The 17064-nt window shown below is 60.3% G+C and carries 18 protein-coding genes; 7 read left to right on the top strand and 11 right to left on the bottom strand.

Annotated features, from left to right (window positions below; all coding sequences use genetic code 11):
• Window positions 1–17: 17 nt before the first annotated feature.
• Together ACJ8OK_RS19270 and ACJ8OK_RS19265 are read right to left on the bottom strand one after the other, a co-directional pair.
• The gene (locus tag ACJ8OK_RS19270; protein WP_004936814.1) at window positions 18–686 is read right to left on the bottom strand and encodes a glutathione S-transferase family protein; all 669 of its coding nucleotides are present in this window, start codon (window positions 684–686) and stop codon (window positions 18–20) included.
• Complete coding sequence (locus tag ACJ8OK_RS19265) at window positions 683–1126, bottom strand: lipocalin-like domain-containing protein (RefSeq protein ID WP_033631983.1); 444 nt, start codon at window positions 1124–1126, stop codon at window positions 683–685. The genes ACJ8OK_RS19270 and ACJ8OK_RS19265 overlap by 4 nt, the downstream gene beginning before the upstream one ends.
• A 195-nt stretch (window positions 1127–1321) precedes the next feature.
• On the opposite strand from ACJ8OK_RS19265, the gene bhsA reads away from it, so the two are divergent.
• The gene (bhsA, locus tag ACJ8OK_RS19260) at window positions 1322–1582 is read left to right on the top strand and encodes a multiple stress resistance protein BhsA (RefSeq protein WP_048325622.1); all 261 of its coding nucleotides are present in this window, start codon (window positions 1322–1324) and stop codon (window positions 1580–1582) included.
• 55 nt (window positions 1583–1637) lie between these two features.
• Here bhsA and ACJ8OK_RS19255 read toward each other — a convergent pair whose 3' ends face one another.
• Window positions 1638–2555 carry a LysR family transcriptional regulator gene (locus tag ACJ8OK_RS19255; RefSeq protein WP_135638696.1) on the bottom strand — a complete coding sequence of 306 codons (918 nt, stop codon included), beginning with the start codon at window positions 2553–2555 and terminating at the stop codon, window positions 1638–1640.
• Between the two features lie 127 nt (window positions 2556–2682).
• On the opposite strand from ACJ8OK_RS19255, the gene ACJ8OK_RS19250 reads away from it, so the two are divergent.
• The 3 genes from ACJ8OK_RS19250 (at window position 2683) to ACJ8OK_RS19240 (ending at window position 5055) form a co-directional block, all read left to right on the top strand.
• Entirely contained in the window at window positions 2683–3432 is a 750-nt protein-coding gene (locus ACJ8OK_RS19250) for a 3-oxoacyl-ACP reductase family protein (protein ID WP_004936803.1), read from the top strand.
• Window positions 3433–3666: 234 nt separating this feature from the next.
• Window positions 3667–3879, top strand: a complete 213-nt coding sequence (locus ACJ8OK_RS19245) for a DUF1471 domain-containing protein (RefSeq protein WP_004936800.1) — start codon at window positions 3667–3669, stop codon at window positions 3877–3879.
• A 219-nt stretch (window positions 3880–4098) separates the two neighbouring features.
• Window positions 4099–5055: a cyclase family protein gene (locus ACJ8OK_RS19240; protein ID WP_033631979.1), complete on the top strand. Its 957-nt coding sequence runs from the start codon at window positions 4099–4101 to the stop codon at window positions 5053–5055.
• Window positions 5056–5140: 85 nt separating this feature from the next.
• Here ACJ8OK_RS19240 and ssb1 read toward each other — a convergent pair whose 3' ends face one another.
• Window positions 5141–5671: a single-stranded DNA-binding protein SSB1 gene (gene ssb1, locus ACJ8OK_RS19235; RefSeq protein WP_004936793.1), complete on the bottom strand. Its 531-nt coding sequence runs from the start codon at window positions 5669–5671 to the stop codon at window positions 5141–5143.
• A gap of 277 nt (window positions 5672–5948) precedes the next feature.
• Between ssb1 and uvrA the strand changes: the two genes are divergently transcribed.
• Window positions 5949–8777 (top strand): excinuclease ABC subunit UvrA, encoded by a 2829-nt coding sequence (gene uvrA, locus ACJ8OK_RS19230; RefSeq protein ID WP_135638698.1) that lies wholly within the window; start codon window positions 5949–5951, stop codon window positions 8775–8777.
• Between the two features lie 229 nt (window positions 8778–9006).
• On the top strand, window positions 9007–10059 hold the full coding sequence (locus tag ACJ8OK_RS19225) for an NAD(P)-dependent alcohol dehydrogenase (RefSeq protein ID WP_280597716.1): 1053 nt from the start codon (window positions 9007–9009) through the stop codon (window positions 10057–10059).
• Window positions 10060–10090: 31 nt separating this feature from the next.
• On the opposite strand, the gene maa is transcribed toward ACJ8OK_RS19225, so the two are convergent.
• The 5 genes from maa to ACJ8OK_RS19200 all read right to left on the bottom strand — a co-directional run bounded on the left by maa (window position 10091) and on the right by ACJ8OK_RS19200 (window position 13437).
• On the bottom strand, window positions 10091–10648 hold the full coding sequence (gene maa / locus ACJ8OK_RS19220) for a maltose O-acetyltransferase (RefSeq protein WP_021505134.1): 558 nt from the start codon (window positions 10646–10648) through the stop codon (window positions 10091–10093).
• A 144-nt stretch (window positions 10649–10792) separates the two neighbouring features.
• The gene (locus tag ACJ8OK_RS19215; protein WP_004936783.1) at window positions 10793–11146 is read right to left on the bottom strand and encodes an MmcQ/YjbR family DNA-binding protein; all 354 of its coding nucleotides are present in this window, start codon (window positions 11144–11146) and stop codon (window positions 10793–10795) included.
• A gap of 4 nt (window positions 11147–11150) precedes the next feature.
• Window positions 11151–11567 carry a secondary thiamine-phosphate synthase enzyme YjbQ gene (locus tag ACJ8OK_RS19210; RefSeq protein ID WP_004936779.1) on the bottom strand — a complete coding sequence of 139 codons (417 nt, stop codon included), beginning with the start codon at window positions 11565–11567 and terminating at the stop codon, window positions 11151–11153.
• A gap of 125 nt (window positions 11568–11692) precedes the next feature.
• Window positions 11693–12886 carry an amino acid aminotransferase gene (locus tag ACJ8OK_RS19205; RefSeq protein WP_041922290.1) on the bottom strand — a complete coding sequence of 398 codons (1194 nt, stop codon included), beginning with the start codon at window positions 12884–12886 and terminating at the stop codon, window positions 11693–11695.
• 83 nt (window positions 12887–12969) lie between these two features.
• Complete coding sequence (locus ACJ8OK_RS19200; RefSeq protein ID WP_004936775.1) at window positions 12970–13437, bottom strand: Lrp/AsnC family transcriptional regulator; 468 nt, start codon at window positions 13435–13437, stop codon at window positions 12970–12972.
• Window positions 13438–13652: 215 nt separating this feature from the next.
• On the opposite strand from ACJ8OK_RS19200, the gene ACJ8OK_RS19195 reads away from it, so the two are divergent.
• Window positions 13653–14420 (top strand): transporter substrate-binding domain-containing protein, encoded by a 768-nt coding sequence (locus tag ACJ8OK_RS19195; protein WP_060560378.1) that lies wholly within the window; start codon window positions 13653–13655, stop codon window positions 14418–14420.
• Between the two features lie 44 nt (window positions 14421–14464).
• Here the strand turns inward: ACJ8OK_RS19195 and alr are convergent, their stop codons facing one another.
• Together alr and dnaB are read right to left on the bottom strand one after the other, a co-directional pair.
• On the bottom strand, window positions 14465–15544 hold the full coding sequence (gene alr, locus ACJ8OK_RS19190) for an alanine racemase (protein WP_442530841.1): 1080 nt from the start codon (window positions 15542–15544) through the stop codon (window positions 14465–14467).
• 17 nt (window positions 15545–15561) lie between these two features.
• The gene (gene dnaB, locus ACJ8OK_RS19185; protein ID WP_025160134.1) at window positions 15562–16986 is read right to left on the bottom strand and encodes a replicative DNA helicase; all 1425 of its coding nucleotides are present in this window, start codon (window positions 16984–16986) and stop codon (window positions 15562–15564) included.
• Between the last annotated feature and the right edge of the window lie 78 nt (window positions 16987–17064).

The raw sequence follows: 17064 nt of genomic DNA, 5'->3' as shown, positions 1-17064 counted from the left end.
GAGTATAGCCCATCCGCTTAACTCAGCAGGTCGTAAGGGCCGCCCTGCTCCAATGCCCGCTGGTAGGCGGGCCGGGCGTGAATGCGCTGCAGGAAGCCGCGCAGTTTCGGGCAATCATCCAACGCGCCGCGCGCCGCCATCGCCTCCAGCGGGAAGCTCATCTGAATATCCGCCGCGCTGAAGTCGTTGCCAACGAACCAACTGCCCTTATTCAGGTGCTGTTCGAGGAATTCGCAGTGCGGCGCGATCTGCTTGTCGAGGTATTCCCGCTGCACGCCTTTGCCGATCGCGCCGGCCACCGGCCGCAGCAGCCAGGGGATCGGCGGCTGGCCGAGACGGCTGAACACCAGCTTCATCACCAACAGCGGCATCAGCGATCCTTCGGCGTAGTGCAGCCAGTAGCGGTATTGCTGACGCGCGTGGAAGTCGGTTGGCATAAACATGCCCTGTGCGTCGTAGGCTTCCTGCAAGTATTCGATAATGGCGCCGGATTCCGCCAGCGTCAGATCGCCATCGACGATCACCGGCGATTTGCCCAACGGGTGGATCTTTTTCAGCGCCGGCGGCGCCAGCATGGTGTTGGGATCGCGCTCGTAGCGTTGCACCTGATAGGGCACGCCCAGCTCTTCCAGAAACCACAGAATGCGCTGCGACCGCGAGTGATTGAGATGATGAACGATGATCATGACGACGCTCCTGTCCGCTGCCACACCAGTTCGCCAACCTGCACGCCGTTGCCGAGCTGCAGCGGCACCGTGCGCAACGTCAGCCGATCGGCGTTAAAGGCGTAAAAGCGCACCTGACGGCTGCCTATCCAATTGGGGAACGAGCAGCCTTCAACCTGATGCACCACCCGTTGCTCGCTTTCTTCCACCTGATAACGGCCGAAGTAGCAAATCATATTGATGAAGGCGGCATGGATCTCCCGCTCGGATCCCTGCGCCAAATCGTCGGCGACGAAACGCGGCCGCACGGCGCTGTATAGCTGCGCCGCCATCGTGCCGTTGGCCTCATAGTGGATGCGCCCCAACACCTGCTCGCCCAGCGGGTAATTCAGCTCGCCGTTCTGGTTTTTGAACGCCGACGACACCAACGCCCAACTGCCGATAAACGCGTTTATCGTCATGACGCTTCTCCGGTTAAGGATCGTCTGTAAAGGGTAGTGGCGATTGTTGCCCCGCGCCAGCGGATGAAAAACAATCAATTTATTTGACGGAGATACTCAAAACTCTCCGATTTTTTATTCACATCTGGTGCACTAGTATTTAACACATCGAGAGACAACGGGCTCTCACCTAACAAACACTCTGAGGAACGCATCATGAAAAACGTCAAAATTTTTGCTACCGCTGCGCTGCTGGCTACCGCTTCTTTCGCTACCTTCGCCGCTGACCTGCCTTCCAGCCAACCTGCTGCAGGCGCCCAGAAGATCGGCGTCGTCACCGTGAGCGGCGCCGCTAACCTGAGCGCGCTGGAAAGCGAACTGGCCAGCAAAGCCGCCGCGTCGGGCGCCAGCGCCTACCGCATCGTCGCCGCCGGTGGTCAGAACAAACTGTACGGCACCGCAGAAATCTTCAACTGATCGTCGGACAGCCAACCGACGGAAGAAAGAAGCCCCGCAAGGGGCTTTTCTCGTTTTAGCGGGCGTCGAAGCGCGCCGCCAACTTCTGCAGGCGGAACTGTTCGGTGATGAAATCGACAAACACCCGGGTTTTGGTCGGTAAGAATTTGGTGGTGGGAAAATAGAGATACACGCTGCCGCGATCGACATACCAGCCCGGCAGAACCCGCATCAGACGGCCGCTTTCCAGATAAGGCGCCGCATTCGGCATGCCGATCAGCGCGATGCCCAATCCCATTTCCGCCGCCCGCGCCGCCGCTTCCGGTTCATTGACCGTCATGCTGACCGTCATCCCCGGCGCACGCTGCTCATTCTGGGCATTTCGCAGCGGCTGGTGGCGAATGCGCCCGGTCTGCGGCGAACGGATGAAAATCCCGGCGTGTTGCGCCAGTTGCTCCGGCTCCGTCAACGGCGGCCGCTGCCGCAAGTATTCTGCCGAAGCGACCAATACGCCATGCGCAGGCGCCAGCTCGCGAGCAATCATCCCTTGCGCCAACTCGATGCCGCCGCCCAGCGCAGCGTCAAAGTTCTCACCGATCAGATCCACCTGGCGATTGTCGAAATGCCAGTCCGGTACAATCGCCGGGTACTGCGTCAAAAACATCGGCAGCATCGGCAACACGAAGTGCAGGCCGAAGGCGGTGCCCATGCTGACCTTCAAGCCGCCGGCCGCCGCGCCGCCGCCGCTGCTCAACCCCTTCAATGCACACTGGATCGATTGCAACCCGCCGCTCACCTCACTGAGAAAACGCTCGCCTGCTTCGGTGAGGATCAACTTGCGGGTATTGCGTTGAAACAGCCGCACGCCGACCACCGCCTCCAGCCGGGTGACATTCTTGCTTACCGCCGCCGGGCTGAGGCCCAGCTTGCGGCCGGCGGCGGAGAAACTGCCGTATTCCGCGCTGCTGACGAAGCACTCCAGATGTCCCAGCATGCTTTTTCCTTATGGATTTTAAACTAATGGTTTTAACTGATTATAGCTCTTTGTGGCTAGTGGCCGTGCAAGCGATCTCCGATACTGAATGCCGACACTTTACCCTCATCCACTCTGGAGAAATAACATGACCACAGCACTCCCACTGCAAGGCAAAGTCGCATTCGTTCAGGGCGGCTCCCGCGGCATCGGCGCCGCCATCGTTAAACGCTTGGCGAGCGAGGGCGCCGCCGTCGCCTTTACCTACGCCGCCTCGGCCGATCGCGCCGAAGCGGTGGCGAGCGCCGTTACCGCCGCCGGCGGCAAAGCCCTCGCCATCAAGGCCGACAGCGCCGATGCTGCGGCGCTGCAGCAGGCGGTTCGCCAGGCGGTGAGTCACTTCGGCAACCTGGATATTCTGGTGAACAACGCCGGGGTATTTACGCTGGGCGGCACCGAGGAACTGGCGCTGGACGACCTGGATCGCATGCTGGCGGTCAACGTACGCAGCGTATTCGTCGCCAGCCAGGAGGCGGCGCGCCACATGAACGACGGCGGCCGTATCATCCACATCGGCAGCACCAACGCCGAGCGCGTGCCGTTCGGCGGCGCGGCGGTGTACGCGATGAGCAAATCGGCGCTGGTCGGGTTGACCAAGGGCATGGCGCGCGATCTCGGCCCACGCGGCATCACCGTCAATAACGTGCAGCCCGGCCCGGTGGACACCGAAATGAACCCGGACGCCGGCGAGTTCGCCGATCAGCTCAAGCAGTTGATGGCGATCGGCCGTTACGGCAAAGATGAAGAAATCGCCGGTTTCGTCGCCTACCTGGCGGGCCCGCAGGCGGGTTATATCACCGGCGCCAGTCTGAGCATCGACGGCGGCTTCTCGGCGTAGCGCTCAAAGCCCCGCAAGGGGCTTTTTTTTTCATTCGCTCCCCGACGAGCGCTTCTCACCTCGCACGGCATATTCGGCCTTGAAAGACAATAATAGAATTAGTTTATGCGCAAAAATGGAATAGTTTATTGACGATTCTGTTATTTATTCACCAGGCCGACGTCTTTATCCTTCGCTCCATCGTGTCGTACCGGACACCCTTATTTTTCGAACCTTCGAACACAGGATAAAGATATGAAAACCATGACCACCGTTATTTCACTCGCTCTGTTTTCCATGCTGTCGTTTAATGCCGCGGCAGAAAGCGTGACCGCAACCGGCAGAACACTGGATTCCACCGAAGCCCTCATCGCTAAAAAAGCGCAAGAAGCCGGCGCAAGCGGCTACAAAATTACCAGCGCCTACATGGGCAATTTCGTCACCATGAGTGCAGAACTGAAAAAATAATGCGTTTAGCGATAACGCCGTGCATACGGCGTTATTCATTACCGCATGATTAAGGAAATCATCGCCGGGCGCCTTTTTAAAAATCACGCTGGCGTACCCAGTACACAGAAAAAATGAGCCGTTCCCTCACCGGTTATTATTCGGCGGCCTCACGCCGCCAATTTCCGGAGGCTCACTTTCATTCGCCCTGCAATACTCCGTTATAAGGATGAGTCACTGATGAAATCATTGTATCGCCTCTCCCTCTTGCTGCCCTTGCTGGCCGCAGTGCCCGCGCACGCCGCAGAATCCGCCGTGCAGTCGTCAGACTGGTATCCTTCCGTTTACGGCGCAAAAGACGAAATCGGCGCGGCCAACCTGCTCACGCCAGAGGTCGTATTACAGTCTGTGCAGTTGGTAAAACAAGGCAAGACATTGCCATTGGCGGTGCCCGTCGATAAAGATTTCCCGGCGTTCCGCCACCGCAGCTTCCGCTTATATAATATTCAGCCTGGTCAGCAGGACGGTAAAACGCTTGGCCCAAATAAATTCACCTTTAATGATGAATTGGTGAATGCCTGGACCGGCGTCGGCACTCAGTTGAATGGCATTGGCCATATCGGCATCGACAATGTTTATTATAACGGCAATAAAGCGGCGGATTTCGTCACCGTAGATGGCGTGAAAAAATTGGGCGTGGAAAAAGTGCCGCCCATGGTCACACGCGGCGTCGTACTCGATATGACGGCTTATTATAATAAAGCGATCGTTCCGGGCGGCACCGAATTTTCCGTTGCGGATATTCAAGCGGTGCTTAAAAAGCAGGGCATCAGTTTACGCAAAGGCGACGTTGTCTTGTTCAACACCGGCTGGCTGGAGCTGATTGGCAAAGACAATAAAAAGTTCCTGGAAGTTGAACCGGGTATCGGCATGGAAGCGGCGAAATGGTTGGCCGACCAAGGCATCGTGGCCTTCGGCGGTGATACCTGGGCCTCCGAAGTTTACCCTAACCCGAAAAATGACGAAGAGTTCCCGGTCAACCAGTACCTGCTGGCCAAACGCGGCGTCTATAACCTGGAGCTGATCGACAGCCGCCCGCTGGTACGCACGAAAACCTGGGAATTCCTGTTCGTACTGGGGCAACCGCTGTATGTCGGTTCAACTCAGGTCAATATCAACCCGGTAGCAATTTACTGATTGGCGACACCGCCGCAGAAAATCAGCGGCTAACGAACACAAAAAACCCCGCCTGAGCGGGGTTTTTTTAGCGCTGTCGCCAGGCTTAGAACGGAATATCGTCGTCGAAATCCATTGGTGGTTCGTTGCTGGTCGCCGGTGCGCTGTTCTGCGCCGGGCGAGACTGCTGCTGGCCGCCGCTGAACTGGTTGCCGCCCTGTGGCTGCTGAGGTTGGCCCCAACCGCCCTGGCCGCCGGCAGATTGACCGGCCGGTGCGCCGCCGCCCTGACGGCCGCCCAGCATCTGCATGGTGCCGCCGACGTTAACCACGATCTCGGTGGTGTAGCGATCCTGACCGCTCTGATCCTGCCATTTACGGGTCTGCAGGGAGCCTTCGATGTAGACCTGAGAGCCTTTACGCAGGTATTCACCCGCCACTTCGGCCAGTTTGCCGAACAGCACGACGCGGTGCCATTCGGTCTTCTCTTTCTGTTCGCCGGTCGCCTTGTCACGCCAGCTTTCGGAGGTCGCCAGGGTAATGTTGGCCACTGCGCCGCCGTTCGGCATGTAACGGACTTCTGGATCCTGACCCAGATTCCCGACCAGAATTACTTTGTTTACGCCTCTGCTGGCCATGAGCACTTCTCCCGATGATTGATTTCTACACAGTATAAACGCGTCAGTTTACCACGCTGAGTACGAAACCACACCCGTGTTGATAAGTGCGAATTGCATTCCAGAATTGTCTTTTCGATCGACCTTGTTGCATTCGCATACTGGATATTCATTCAGGTTTTTTTGTGTCATAATTATGCGTTTCGACCAGGCTGTGCCGGTTTTTTGCGAGATCCATCACAAAATCCCCCGCAAAAATCGCGACAGGCGCGGTGTATCATCAAGACGGGAAGTGTAAATGGACAATATCGAAGTTCGTGGTGCTCGAACCCATAATCTGAAAAACATCAACCTGATCATCCCGCGTGACAAACTGATCGTCGTCACCGGCCTGTCCGGTTCCGGCAAGTCTTCGCTGGCTTTCGATACGCTGTATGCCGAAGGGCAGCGGCGCTATGTCGAATCACTCTCCGCCTATGCGCGCCAGTTCCTGTCGCTGATGGAAAAACCGGACGTCGATCATATCGAAGGCCTGTCGCCGGCGATCTCCATCGAGCAGAAATCCACCTCGCACAACCCGCGCTCCACGGTCGGCACCATTACCGAGATCCACGACTACCTGCGCCTGCTGTTCGCCCGCGTCGGCGAGCCGCGCTGCCCGGATCACCATGTGCCGCTGGCGGCGCAGACCGTCAGCCAGATGGTCGACAACGTGCTGAGCCAGCCGGAAGGCAAGCGCCTGATGCTGCTGGCGCCGGTGGTAAAAGACCGCAAGGGCGAGCACACCAAAACGCTGGAAAACCTGGCCGCCCAGGGCTATATCCGCGCGCGCATCGACGGCGAAGTGTGCGATCTGTCCGATCCGCCGAAGCTGGAGCTGCAGAAGAAACACACCATCGAAGTGGTGGTCGATCGCTTCAAGGTGCGCGACGACATGGCGCAGCGCCTGGCCGAATCGTTCGAAACCGCGCTGGAGCTGTCCGGCGGCACCGCAGTGGTGGCGGATATGGACGACGAAAAAGCGGACGAGCTGCTGTTCTCCGCCAACTTCGCCTGCCCGATCTGCGGCTACAGCATGCGCGAGCTGGAACCGCGCCTGTTTTCCTTCAACAACCCGGCCGGCGCCTGCCCGACCTGCGACGGCCTGGGCGTGCAGCAGTTCTTCGATCCGGATCGCGTGGTGCAAAACCCCGAGCTGTCGCTGGCCGGCGGCGCGATCCGCGGCTGGGATCGCCGCAACTTCTATTACTTCCAGATGCTGCGCTCGCTGGCGGAGCACTATGAGTTCGACGTCGAAGCGCCATTCAACACCCTGAGCGCCAACGTGCAGAAGGCGGTGCTGAGCGGTTCCGGCAAAGAGTCGATCGAATTCAAATACATCAACGATCGCGGTGACACCACCGTGCGCCGCCATCCGTTCGAAGGCGTGCTGCACAACATGGAGCGCCGCTATAAAGAGACCGAGTCCAGCGCGGTGCGCGAAGAGCTGGCGAAGTTCATCAGCAACCGCCCTTGCGCCTCGTGCCACGGCACTCGCCTGCGTGAAGAAGCGCGCAACGTGTTTGTCGAAGACACCACGCTGCCGGAGATCTCCGATCTGAGCATCGGCCATGCGATGACCTTCTTCCAGAACATGAAGCTCAGCGGCCAGCGCGCCAAAATCGCCGAGAAAGTGCTGAAAGAGATCGGCGACCGCCTGAAATTCCTGGTGAACGTCGGCCTGAACTACCTGTCACTGTCTCGCTCGGCGGAAACGCTCTCCGGCGGCGAAGCGCAGCGTATCCGTTTGGCCAGCCAGATCGGCGCCGGCCTGGTGGGCGTGATGTACGTGCTGGATGAGCCGTCGATCGGCCTGCACCAACGCGACAACGAGCGCCTGCTGGAAACGCTGATCCACCTGCGCAACCTCGGCAACACGGTGATCGTGGTGGAGCATGACGAAGACGCCATCCGCGCCGCCGACCATGTGATCGACATCGGCCCCGGCGCCGGCGTGCACGGTGGCCAGGTGGTGGCGGAAGGCACCGTCGACGACATCATGGCGCAGCCGGAGTCGCTGACCGGCCAGTTCCTCAGCGGTAAACGCGAGATCACCATTCCGGCGCAGCGCGTGCAGGCCGATCCGACCAAGGTGCTGAAGCTGAGCGGCGCGCGCGGCAACAACCTGAAAGACGTGACGCTGACGCTGCCGGTCGGTCTGTTTACCTGCATCACCGGCGTGTCCGGCTCCGGCAAATCGACGCTGATCAACGATACGCTGTTCCCGATAGCCCAGCGCCAGCTCAACGGCGCCACCATCGCCGAACCGGCACCGTTCCGCGAAGTGACCGGCCTGGAGCATTTCGACAAGGTGATCGACATCGATCAGAGCCCGATCGGCCGCACGCCGCGCTCCAACCCGGCCACCTACACCGGCATCTTCACCCCGGTGCGCGAGCTGTTCGCCGGCGTGCCGGAATCGCGCAGCCGCGGTTACACGCCGGGCCGTTTCAGCTTCAACGTCAAGGGCGGGCGCTGTGAAGCCTGCCAGGGCGACGGGGTGATCAAGGTCGAGATGCACTTCCTGCCGGACATCTACGTGCCGTGCGACCAGTGCAAGGGCAAGCGTTATAACCGCGAAACGCTGGAAGTGAAGTACAAGGGCAAGAGCATCCACGAAGTGCTGGAGATGACCATCGAAGAAGCGCGCGATTTCTTCGACGCGGTGCCGGCGCTGGCGCGCAAGCTGCAGACCCTGATGGATGTCGGCCTGTCCTACATCCGCCTCGGCCAGTCGGCCACCACGCTCTCCGGCGGTGAAGCGCAGCGCGTCAAGCTGGCGCGCGAACTGTCGAAGCGCGGCACCGGCCAAACGCTGTATATCCTCGACGAACCGACCACCGGTCTGCACTTCGCCGATATCCAACAGCTGTTGGCGGTGCTGCATCAGCTGCGCGATCAGGGCAACACCATCGTGGTCATCGAGCATAACCTGGACGTGATCAAAACCGCCGACTGGATCGTCGATCTGGGGCCGGAAGGCGGCAGCGGCGGCGGCGAGATCCTGGTCGCCGGCACGCCGGAAACGGTCGCCGACTGCGAGAAATCGCACACCGCACGCTTCCTGAAGCCGCTGTTGAACCAGTAATGTCGCCGGCGTGCGGGCCGTCGTTCAGGCGGTCCGCACGCTGCCCCGTTTCCCCGCAATCGAACAGAAACAGGCAAGATTTCGACATTTTCAGGCATTTCCCTCCGCGCTCACCGCTTCTATCATCAATGTTCCCTCGGCGGCCGCCCTGTCTGATTCAGGCCGCGTCTCGCCGGCACTTCGCTGCCGGTCAAACGTTGTCCCCCCTACATTGATAACTGGAGCGACCATGAACATTACTCATGCCTATGCAGCGCATGACGCGAAGTCTGCGCTGGTGCCTTTCGATTACCAGCCGCGCGCCCTGCGCGACCACGATGTGCAAATTCAGGTGTTGTTCTGCGGCGTCTGCCACTCGGATCTGCACCAGGCGCGCAATGAATGGAGCAATACGATGTACCCGGTGGTGCCGGGTCACGAAATCGTCGGCCGCGTTAGCGCCGTCGGCGACCATGTCTCGCGTTACCGGATCGGCGATCTGGTCGGCGTCGGTTGCATGGTGGATTCCTGCCGCAGCTGCCCGAGCTGCGATGAGGGGCTGGAACAGTATTGCGAGAACGGCTTTACCGGTACCTATAACGGCCAGGATCGCCACACCGGCGCCGTGACCTACGGCGGCTACTCCACCAATCTGGTGGTGGATCAGGACTTCGTGCTGCGCGTGCCGGAAAACCTCGATCCGGCCGGCGTCGCGCCGCTGCTGTGCGCCGGCATCACCACCTATTCGCCGCTGCGCCAGTGGGGCGCGGGGCCAGGCAAAAAGGTCGGCATCGTCGGGCTCGGCGGGCTGGGGCACATGGGCGTCAAACTGGCGCGGGCGATGGGCGCGCATGTGGTGCTGTTCACCACCTCGCCGTCGAAAATCGAAGACGCCAAGCGCCTCGGCGCCCATGAAGTGGTGATTTCGCGCAACCCGGATGAGATGGCGCAGCACGTCAACAGCTTCGACTTCATCCTCAACACGGTAGCGGCTCAGCACGATCTGAACCCGTTCCTCAACTTGCTGCGCCGCGACGGCACCCTGACGCTGGTCGGCGCGCCGGAGCACGATCATCCGTCGCCGCAGGTGTTCAACCTGATCATGAAGCGTCGCCGCATCGCCGGTTCGCTGATCGGCGGCATCGCGGAAACGCAAGAGATGCTGGACTTCTGCGGGCAGCACGGCATCACGTCGGATATCGAGCTGATCCCGATGCAGCAAATTAATGAGGCCTATGAACGCATGTTGAAAAGCGACGTGAAGTACCGCTTCGTGGTGGATATCGACTCGCTGCGCGCCTGATGACGGCGGGCGCCCGGCGGCGCCCGTTTTTTTATAGCTGCTTGATGATCCTGGCCGGGTTGCCGCCCACCACGCAATTGGCCGGCACGTCTTTGGTCACCACCGCGCCGGAGGCCACGACCGCATTATCGCCGATGGTCACTCCCGGATTGATCACCGCGCGCCCGCCGATCCACACGTTGTCGCCAATCCTGACAGCCTTACCGAACTCCGCCCCGCCGACGCGAGTCTCGGCGTCCAGCGGATGGGTGGCGGTATAGATATGCACGCCCGGCGCCAGCAGGCAGTTGTCGCCGATATGCACCTCGCATACGTCGAGGATCACGCAGTCGAAGTTGGCGTAGAAGTTCTTGCCGAGATAGATGTTATAGCCGTAGTCGCAGCGGAAGGTCGGCTCGATGGTACCGCCCTGATAGCGGCCCAGCAGCTCGCCCAGCCATTGTTTGCGCAGCTCGCCCTCTTCCGGCGAAGAGTGGTTATAGCGATGCGTTAGCTGGCGTGCGCGCCGGCGTTCGCTGCGCAGCAGTTCATCGCCGGCGTCGTACAGTTCCCCGGCGATCATCTTGCGCTTTTCTTCGCTCATGGCCATGTCGGCCTCCTTCATCCGCGTGTCTTGAATGCCCAAGCGTAGCTGTTTTAGTGCCGCAACAAAAAGGGAACGTTCCCAAATCCAGGTCGCGATCACGCTTTAACATGAAAAAACAGAAGAAAAACGGGCGCCGCCGCCCGGCAATCAGGCGCGCAGCTCCTGGCGCACGTGTTCGGGCAGGCCGTCCACCACCAGCTGATAGGAGCTGTCGATCAGGGTGTAAAACTGCGAGTTCGGCAGGTTGCCGTCGAGAAACACCGTATTCCAGTGCGCCTTGTTCAGGCCGTCACAGGCGACGATCTCCGGATGGTGTTCGCGCAGGCTTTCCGCCAGCTCCGGGCTGGACTTGACCGCCAGCGCCGGCCGCCCTTCGACCTCGCACACCATGGCGAACATCACGTCGCCCACCTTGATTTGGCTGGCCTGCCACTGGTTCTGGTCGCTCTGCTCCGCGCCCGGCTTCGCCATGCAGTACTCCAGCAATGCGCTGTTATTCATTGGGTTATTCCCCCTGTAACGTGGCCACAATACGGCGTGCTCCGCCGTGGATGCGGTGCTCTCCCAGCCAGATGCCCTGCCATGTGCCCAACATCAGCCGCCCGTGCCTGACGGGCAGCGTCAAGGAAGCGCCCAGCAGCGAGGATTTGATGTGCGCCGGCATGTCGTCCGGCCCTTCGTAGTCATGCTGATAGGGTGCGTTTTCCGGCACCTGACGCAGGAAATGCTGCTCCATATCGGCTCGCACCGTGGGATCGCAGTTCTCGTTGAGCGTCAGCGAGGCCGAGGTATGCTGCAGCAACAGATGCAGCAGGCCGGTTTGCAGGCGGTGTAAGTGGGTTAACTGGTTGACTATCTCGTCGGTAACCAGATGAAAGCCACGCGCTTTTGCGCTGAGGATTAGCGTTTGCTGATGCCACATGAGTGAGCGCCCCTCAATCAGTATATTCTCTCTCCGGTTTGCGGCAACTTCGGCGGCGCGCCGGCAATAAAAAAGGAGCGATATCGCTATCGCTCCCGATGAACGTCCGTTCAGACTAACAGGCGTTACTGCACCGCGGCAAACGCCTCGGCCACCTGGCGCACGTTGTTGTGGTTCAGGCCGGCCACGCACATGCGGCCGCTGTGGATCAGGTAGACGCCGAACTCTTCACGCAAGCGATCGACCTGCGCCGCGCTGAAGCCGGTGTAGCTGAACATGCCGCGCTGCGCCAACAGGTAATCAAAGTTGCGCTGCGGCAGCGCGCTCTTCAGGGTGTCCACCAGCGCGTGACGCATCTCGAGAATGCGGGTGCGCATGCTCTCCACCTCGTCCAGCCACTGGGTTTTGAGCTGGGCGTCGTTCAGCACCTTGGCCACCAGCTGCGCGCCGAAGTTTGGCGGGCTTGAGTAGTTGCGGCGCACGGTGGCCTTCAGTTGGCCCAGCACGCGCCCGGCCGCCTCTTCGCTTTCGCACACCACCGACAGGCCGCCGACGCGCTCGCCGTACAGCGAGAAGATCTTCGAGAACGAGTTGCTCACCAGGCACGGCAAACCGGCCGCCGCGATGGCGCGAATGGCGTAGGCGTCCTGCTCCATGCCGCCGCCGAAGCCCTGATAGGCGATGTCGAGGAACGGAATGATTTCACGTTCGGCGATCACCTTGACCACCTCATCCCACTGGGCGGGGGTCAGGTCGGAACCGGTCGGGTTGTGGCAGCACGGGTGCAGCAGCGCGATGCTGTGCTTCGGCAGCTGTTTCAGCGCAGCCAGCATGGCGTCGAACTTCACGCCCAGGCTTTCGCTGTCGAAATATGGATAGGTATTCACTTTGAAACCGGCGCCGCTGAAGATGGCGACGTGGTTTTCCCAGGTCGGATCGCTGACCCACACCTGCGAATCCGGGAAATAGCTTTTCAGGAAGTCGGCGCCCACTTTCAACGCGCCGGAACCGCCGACGGTCTGAATGGTGGCGATGCGCCCCTGCTGCAGCATCGGGTGCTGCGCGCCGAACAGCAGCTGCTGGATGGCGGAACGGTAAGACTGCAGCCCTTCCATCGGCAGGTATACCGAGGCGCCATGCTCGACGCTGTTCAACTGCGCTTGCGCCGCGGCGACCGCCCGCATCTGCGGAATGATGCCCTGCGCATCGTAGTACAGGCCGATGCTCAGGTTCACCTTGTGCGCGCGCGGGTCTTGTTTGAATTTTTCCATCAGCGACAGAATGGGATCGCCGGCATAGGCGTCAACGTTCTGGAACACGGGGTTTTTCTCCTGGTTTATTGTGGTTTTGGGCACAGCGTTACGTTCCTAATATAGACGGAAAAGCGCATTCGGTTTTAGCTTTATCTCGCCACCGGCAATAAACCGTTTTCCTTGATGCGATTGAGCACCACCGCCGTTTTGATATGCGCCACGCTTTTGTGCGGCGACAGCGTCTGGCTGATGAACTCGCTCAGCGCCGGCAGGTCCGCCACCGCCACTTTGAGCAGGTAATCGGCGTCGCCGGTGGTCTTGTAAGCGTCCAGGATCGCGTCCACTTCCTCCAGCATCTGATGAAAGCTGTCGATCTGCTCCTGCGCGTGCGTGATCAGGCTGACTTCGATCAGCCCCACCAGCCCCAGACCGACCGCCTCCGGCGCCAGCCGCGCGTGGTAACCGCGGATCAGCTGCGCCTGCTCCAGGCTGATGCGCCGCCGTGAGCACTGGGAAGCGGAGAGCCCCACCAGCTCGCTCAGCTCCTGATTGGTCAGACGGCCGTTGGCCTGTAACAGCGTCAGGATTTTCATATCAAAATCGTCAATGTTGTACATAGCCACCTGTAAACTGTGTTAATAAATGTTGACGTTACAGCCTACCAGTTTTTTTACCGTTGCCGACGTCACACCCTGGCGCTTAAATCGCGTACAGCAGCAACGCCCGGCGTTTTCGCCGGTAAGCGGCATAAAAAACGGCTAACTCATGCAGGCAAACGACAATTAACGGCGAAGTAACGCATAAAACCACGAATGTATAAAAAGGACGCCAGATGAAAAAGCTACTCCCCCTCGCGCTGCTGCTCGCCGCCGGCGGCGCCGGCGCGCAATCCCACCTGGACAAAGTGCTGCAGCAAAAGACCCTGGAGGTCTGCACCACCGGCGACTACAAGCCCTACACCTTCCTCAAGGAAGACGGCGGCTATGAAGGCATCGACATCGATATGGCGGAATCGCTGGCGAAGAGCCTGGGCGCCAAGGTGAAGTGGGTGAAAACCAGCTGGAAAACCCTGACGCCGGACTTCGCCTCCGGCAAGTGCGACATCGCCATGGGCGGCATCTCCGTCACGCTGGAGCGGCAAAAGCAGGTGTTCTTCGCCGACAAGCTGGATACCGACGGCAAAATTCCGCTGGTGCGCTGCACCGACGTGAAGAAATACCGCACGATAGAACAGATCAACAAACCGTCGGTGCGCCTGCTGGAACCGGCGGGCGGCACCAATGAAGCCTTCGTGCACGCCTATTTGCCGAAGGCCAAACTGACGCTGACGCACGACAACATGAGCATTTTCCAGCAGTTGGTGGATCGCAAGGCGGACGTGATGATCACCGACGCCTCCGAGGCGTTGTACCAACAAAAGCGCTATCCGAAGCTGTGCGCGGTGAATCCGACCAAACCGATGCAGTACGGCGAGAAGGCTTACATGCTGCCGCGCGACGATCTGAGCTGGAAACTGTATGTGGATCAGTGGCTGCACCTGGCCAAGGCGACCGGCGAGTATCAGAAGATTATCGACAAGTGGTTGGCGGTAAAGAAGTAACGCGCTGAGAAACGGGGCCGACGCGCGTCGGCCCCTGCGGCGTATCAGTCGCCGATGTATTCCATCGCCACGCGCTGCGTGAGCTTGGTGATCAGTTCATAAGCGCTGATGCCGGTACAGGCGGCGATGCGCTCGACCGGCAACGCCGGCCCCCACAGCACCGCTTCATCCCCCACCTTATCGGCGGCGGCCGGCCCGAGATCGATCGAAATCATGTCCATCGACACCCGGCCGACGATCGGCACTTCGCGGCCGTTAATCAGGATCGGCGTGCCGGTCGGCGCGCTGCGCGGGTAGCCATCGCCGTATCCCATCGCCACCACGCCAAGGCGAGTATCGCGCGGACTTACCCAGGTGCCGCCATAGCCCACCGCTTCACCAGCCTTGTGCTCGCGCACCGCGATCAGGCTGGATTTCAGCGTCATCGCCGGCTGCAGACCATGCTCGGCGCCGCTGCCGTTATCCAACGGCGACACGCCATACAGAATGATGCCGGGGCGCACCCACTCGTTGTGGGCGTCCGGCCACAGCAGCGTGCCGCCGGAGGCGGCGACCGAGCGCTGGCCCGGTTTGCCGCGCGCGAACTGTTCGAAGCAGGCGATCTGTTTCAGGGTGGCGTCGGACTCCGGCTCATCGGCGCGGCTGAAGTGGCTCATGATATTGACCGGCTGCGCCACGTTGCGGCAGGCGCACAGGCGCTGATAAAACGCCTCCGCCTGTTCGGGACGCACCCCCAGCCGATGCATGCCGGTATCGAGCTTCATCCACACCGGCACCGGACGCGCCAGCTCGGCCTGCTCCAGCGCTTCGAGCTGTTCGATGCTGTGCACCGCGGTTTCGATGTTGTTCGCCACCAGCACCGGCAGGTCTTCGGCACAGAAGAAGCCTTCCAGCAGCAGGATCGGTTTGACGATGCCGCCGGAGCGCAGCATCAGCGCCTCGCCGATGCGCGCTACGCCGTAGCAGTCGGCGTCTTGCAGGGTGTGTGCTGTTTCCAGCAGGCCATGTCCATAAGCGTTTGCTTTCACAACGGCAATCAGGCGGCTTTGCGGCGCCTGGCGGCGCACCTGTTGCAGATTATGTCGCAGAGCGCGGCGGTCGATTACAGCGGTTGCCGCTTTCATTTCAGTTCCTTAGCTGATTATTCGTCATCGTATTGTGGCCCCGCGTAGTTATCGAAACGCGACCACTGGCCGTTAAAGGTAAGGCGCACGGTGCCGATCGGGCCGTTACGCTGCTTACCGATAATAATTTCCGCGATCCCTTTCAGATCGCTGTTCTCGTGATACACCTCATCACGATAGATGAACATAATCAGGTCGGCATCCTGCTCGATAGAGCCGGATTCACGCAAGTCGGAGTTGACCGGGCGTTTGTCGGCGCGCTGCTCCAGGCTGCGGTTCAGCTGCGACAGCGCCACCACCGGCACCTGCAGCTCTTTCGCCAGCGCCTTCAGCGAGCGCGAAATCTCGGCGATCTCCAGCGTACGGTTGTCGGACAGGGCCGGCACGCGCATCAGCTGCAGGTAGTCGATCATGATCAGGCTAAGCCCGTCGTGCTCGCGGAAAATGCGCCGCGCGCGCGAGCGCACTTCGGTCGGCGTCAGGCCGGAGGAGTCGTCGATGTACATGTTGCGCTTCTCCAGCAGGATGCCCATGGTGCTGGAAATGCGCGCCCAGTCCTCGTCATCGAGCTGGCCGGTACGGATGCGAGTCTGATCCACGCGCGACAGCGACGCCAGCATACGCATCATGATCTGTTCGCCGGGCATCTCCAGGCTGAAGATCAGCACCGGTTTTTCCTGAGTCATCGCGGCGTTTTCGCACAGGTTCATGGCGAAGGTGGTTTTCCCCATCGATGGACGGGCGGCGACGATGATCAGATCGGACTTTTGCATGCCCGCGGTTTTCTTGTTGAGGTCCTGATAGCCGGTATCGACCCCGGTCACGCCGTCGTGCGGCTGCTGATACAGCTGCTCGATGCGCGATACGGTGTCTTCCAGGATGCGCTCGATGCCCTTCGGGCCTTCGTCTTTGCTGGCGCGGTTCTCGGCGATTTGGAATACGCGGGATTCCGCCAGATCGAGCAGGTCTTCGCTGCTGCGCCCCTGCGGATCGTAGCCGGCGTCGGCGATCTCGTTAGCCACCGAGATCATTTCGCGCACCACCGCGCGCTCGCGCACGATGTCGGCATAGGCGCCGATGTTGGCGGCGCTCGGGGTATTTTTCGACAGCTCGGCCAGGTAGGCAAAGCCGCCGACCGAGTCCAGCTCGCCCTTCTGTTCGAGCGATTCAGACAGCGTGATGAGGTCGATAGGCTTGCTCATCTCCAGCAGACGCTGCATCTCGGTAAAGATCAGGCGATGCGGGCGGCTGAAGAAGTCGTTGGCGACCACGCGCTCCGCCACGTTGTCCCAACGCTCGTTATCCAGCATCAAACCGCCCAACACCGACTGCTCGGCCTCCAGCGAGTGCGGCGGCATCTTCAGCCCTTCCATCTGACGATCTCTGGAACGCTCTCTGGTTTCGTCCGCGTTTGTTTTGTTGGTTGGTTTTTTTCCTGCCATGAAACGTAGTCTTTATCCGGTTGCGAATGAAGGATCTTGACGCGAGAGTATACGTGATTTTTGCGTCATAACCGATGC

Origin of the sequence: Serratia sp. CY71090 (assembly GCF_052166845.1) — a bacterium.
GTDB classification, from domain to species: Bacteria; Pseudomonadota; Gammaproteobacteria; order Enterobacterales; family Enterobacteriaceae; genus Serratia; species Serratia nematodiphila.
This window is presented reverse-complemented; position numbering and strand designations above follow the sequence as displayed.